General features: G+C 63.0%; 3 protein-coding genes. 2 read left to right on the top strand and 1 reads right to left on the bottom strand.

All coding sequences use genetic code 11. The features are described from left to right. Positions 1 to 42: 42 nt before the first annotated feature. A complete protein-coding gene (locus LH128_RS10050) occupies positions 43 to 3,000 on the bottom strand; it encodes a Tn3 family transposase (RefSeq protein WP_008829513.1) in 2,958 nt (985 codons plus the stop codon). Positions 3,001 to 3,139: 139 nt separating this feature from the next. Between LH128_RS10050 and LH128_RS10045 the strand changes: the two genes are divergently transcribed. Beyond that, on the top strand, positions 3,140 to 3,691 hold the full coding sequence (locus LH128_RS10045) for a recombinase family protein (RefSeq protein ID WP_004213210.1): 552 nt from the start codon (positions 3,140 to 3,142) through the stop codon (positions 3,689 to 3,691). After that, positions 3,688 to 4,126 (top strand): SDR family NAD(P)-dependent oxidoreductase (locus tag LH128_RS10040; protein WP_008829512.1); only part of this gene is annotated, 439 nt, incomplete at its 3' end. The genes LH128_RS10045 and LH128_RS10040, both read left to right, overlap by 4 nt.

Here is a 4,126-nt window from a genome sequence, read left to right as displayed (position 1 = left end):
AAGTGACGTATCTGCACGGAAAGGGCGAACGGATAGCGAACGTCACGCGGCAAGTAGGGAGTTGACGGCGCGCAGCGGTCGCAAGGCGTCCGGATCGGGTTGATCTTCAACATTCCAGCTATAGTCACCGGTCAGCGAGATATGCTCCCAGCCCAATGGCGCGATGTGGCGTGCGATTTCGTCGGCTGTGCCGATGTCCGCCAGCGCCATTTCGAGATAGCGAGTGTTCCACAAGATGATGGCGGCGACGAGCAGGTTGAGGCCGGAGGCGCGATAGGTCTGGTTCTCGAACCGACGATCGCGCAGTTCGCCGAGCTGGTTGAAGAAGAGCGCGCGGGCGAGCGCGTTGCGGGCTTCGCCTTTGTTGAGGCCCGCCTGGGTGCGCCGGCGCAGGTCGATGTCGCGCAGCCAGTCGAGCATGAAAATGGAGCGTTCGAGGCGGCCCAGCTCGCGTAGTGCGAGGGCCAGTCCGTTCTGTCGCGGATAGGCGGACAAGCGGCGCAGCATTGCCGAAGCAGTGACGGTGCCGGTGCGGATCGACGTGGCGAACCGCAGCAGTTCGTCCCAATGCGCCGCGACATGACCCAATGCGATCGGTTCGGCCGTCATGCCGGGAAGCAAGGGGCCGGATTCTTGGCCGGGAAGGAGGTGTAAACGACGCTCCTTGATGTCGCGCAGGCGCGGCGCGAAGCGGTAGCCGAAGAAGGGCATGAGGCCGAACACATGGTCCGATGCCCCGCCCGTATCGGTGTAGTGCTCCTCGATCGTCAGGCCGGTCTGGTGATACAGCAAGCCATCCAGCACATAGGGCGCTTCGCCAGCGGTCGCCGCGATCACCCGACTTGCGAAGGGGTCATATCGATCCGAGACATGGGTGTAGAAGGCAACGCCTGGTTCGTTGCCGCTGCGCGCGTTGATGTCGCCGATCGCGGCCCCACGGCCCCCGGCATGAAATTGCTGTCCGTCGCTCGACGAAGTGGTGCCGTCTCCCCACAGCGCGGCGAGCGGCATGGCGCGATGGGCGTCGATCAGCCTTCCCAACGCTTCGCCATAGGCGGCTTCGCTGATGTGCCAGTCGTGAAGATGGGCGAGCTGACGCAGACTTGCGCCCCGGCAGGTTTCCGCCATGCGTGTGAGGCCGAGATTGATGCCATCGGCGAGGATGACCGTGAGCAGCGCATTGCGATCGTCGGCTTCCCGGCCCGAACGACGATGGATGAAGCATTCGCTGAACCCGGTCCAGGCATCGACCTCCAGCAGAAGATCGGTGATCTTCACGCGCGGCAGTCGATCATAGGCGGCGCGACGGGCAATCTCGGTGGCGGGCGGTGTTGCCGCCTTCAGCGGCGAGATGATGAGACCGTTTTCGTCAAGCTTAACCTGGGGCAGCTCCCCTTGCCGTGCAAGGACCGTTACCTGCTCGATCGCCGTGTCGAGCCTGGTGCGCCGTTCCTCGATATGGCGCTCGAAATCCGTTTCGATGGCGAGCGGCAACGGCCCCTTCTCGCGCAGCGCCGCAAAGGTCGCCGGCGGTATGAGATAGCTGTCGAAATCGCGAAACTGCCGGCTTCCCGCGACCCATATATCCCCGGCTCGCAACCGCTCGCGTAGTTGCGACAAGGCGCATAGTTCATAAGCGGCACGATCAACGATGCCATCCCGCAGGACGAACGGGCGCCATGCGGGCGGCACAAAGCGTAGCGGCACGCGATCAGGCAAGCGCCGTTTGCCGGTCCGATATAGCTCCGCGATGATGGCCAGCGCTGACAGGAGCCCCTGAACCGCGCCGGCGCCGCGAAACTCGAAGGCGTTGAGAAAAGCGCCGACAAAGAGCTTCACCGTCCGATGCCGCTCGATCAATTCGGCGGTGCGATCGACGGTTTCCGGTCGCCCGAGCACTTCGGCCTGCTCGACGGCCACGGCGAAGTGCTGCCAGTCCAGCGCCTCGATCTGCGCCAGAGAATCCACGCCCTTGCTGCGCGCGTCGATGAGGAGGCGGCAAGACCCCGTGAGCGTCCGGAGGTGGCCTTGCAACTCGCGCACCGTCTTGAGGGCTTTGTCGCGGGTCCGGTTCTCGGCGCGGCGCGCCATGCTGCCCAACAGCTTGTCGAACATCGTCAGGGTGGCGTCGGTCAGGCTTTCCTCAAGCCGGATGCCGGTTGCCGCCAGCGTCGCATGGCGGCGCAGGGCATTGAGTTCGCCAAGGTGCTGGGGTGTGATGCGGCTGCCTTCGTCCGCCAGCCTGTCAAAAGTCAAAGCCGGGATCATGTCGGCACGGGCGCGATCGAGGCCCAGCGCGCGGATATAGGCGAGCCGTTCGATCAGGCGCAGGATGTTGCGCGCTGCCGGCGATTGTGGCGCATTGCGCATCCAGGATAGCCATGTCGCGACCTGCCCCGGTCGTCGGGCCAGCAAATCGTCCAGGCCCTGAAGGGTGTCAGGCAGCAGGCCATTCGTGAGCACTTCATAGGTAAGCTGTTCGGCTTGCTGGCGCGCCCGCCGCAGCACCGCTTCGAGAATCGACGGAGAAGGCAGGAGGATCTGCAGGCGCCGGAGTTCATCGACGATGACGTCTGCCATCTGGCCGGGGTGTATGATGGTCTGCGCGATTGGGACCGAGAAGGCGACAACTTCACGGAAAGCGTTGCGGTCAAAAATCCTGAACCCGTGCGATCGTCGGATTTCGACGAGATGCTCGCGACGGGTCTGGTCCCGATGGGCATAATCCGCGAAGGCTGCCGGCGCGACGCCGAGTTGCTGCGCCACATAGGCGAGCACAGGAGCGGGCGGGACTTCGCCCGCTTCCAGCGCACGGCCAGGCCATCTCATATATAGCATGAGCATCGCATAGCCGAGCCGGGTGGCATCGCCGCGACGGCGGCCGACAATTTCCAGGTCGTCGCTGGTCAGCGTATAATGACGCGCGATCTCGCGCTCATCGAGCGGCGCGCCATAATGCCTCGCCCAGATTTCCAGGCTCACCAGTCGCCGTCTCGCCAAGCATCATCTCCTTCGCTTTGCGTGTCCGTCAGACGGTCCTCTGGCGGCCAACAGGAATATGTCCGTTAACTCTGGACCTGTAACGGCGATTCGGACAAGATCGCATAATGACGGGAAAACGGACAGGATCGGGCATCATGTGGCGCTGATCGGCTATGCGCGCGTCTCGACCGCAGACCAGAAGCTGTCGCTCCAGCTTGACGCGCTGAACACTGCCGGGTGCGACCGTATATTCGACGATCACGCATCCGGGGCAAAAGCCGATCGGCCTGGCCTAACCGAAGCGCTCGCCTATTTGCGCCCCGGCGACACGCTGGTGGTCTGGAAACTCGACCGCCTCGGCCGCTCGATGAGCCACCTGATCGAGAAGGTCGGCGAGCTTGCGGCGCGCGGCATCGGGTTCCGCTCACTCACCGAGAATATCGACACCACCACTTCGGGCGGCATGCTGGTGTTCAACATCTTCGGCTCGCTGGCCCAATTCGAGCGTGACCTGATCCGTGAACGCACTCATGCCGGCCTCAAGGCCGCACGCGAGCGGGGCAACAAGGGTGGTCGCCGGCCTGTCGTTACCCCCGACAAACTACGTAAAGCGCGGGCGCATATCGCAGCGGGCCTCACTGTTCGTGAGGCGGCGGCCCGGCTCAAGATCGGCAAAACCGCCCTATACAAGGCTCTGGAAAACGCGTGAAACCGCTGGCGATCAAGAACTCGTGGGTGCTGGTCACAGGGGCTTCGACCGGTTTGGGCAGAGCGTCCGCCCTCCGCTTGGCGGCATCGTACCAGGCCAAGCCCCTGATTGTTGGACGAAGGCTCGACAACTTGCGGGAGCTACAGACCGAAATTGACGAGCGGTTCAATGTGCCGTGCGAGATTATAGTGGCTGATCAACGTGAAATCGAGGGCAGGGAGAAAATCGCGGCTAAGGTTGCAGAATTGCAAGTAACAGCCGCTTTGTTGGTTGCCGGAATGACGAGCGTTGGTTCATTTGATGCAGGCCGTGCCGACACTTATGCCGAGGTAATTGAAACAAACATACTCGGTTTCACGGATTTGCTGGCTCGCCTGATTGCGATTTTCAGGGAGCAGCCGTTTGAATCCTCAGTAATCGCCGTGTCGAGCCTGG

Source organism: Sphingomonas sp. LH128 (assembly GCF_000293195.2).
Lineage (GTDB): Bacteria > Pseudomonadota > Alphaproteobacteria > Sphingomonadales > Sphingomonadaceae > Novosphingobium > Novosphingobium resinovorum_A.
This window is presented reverse-complemented; position numbering and strand designations above follow the sequence as displayed.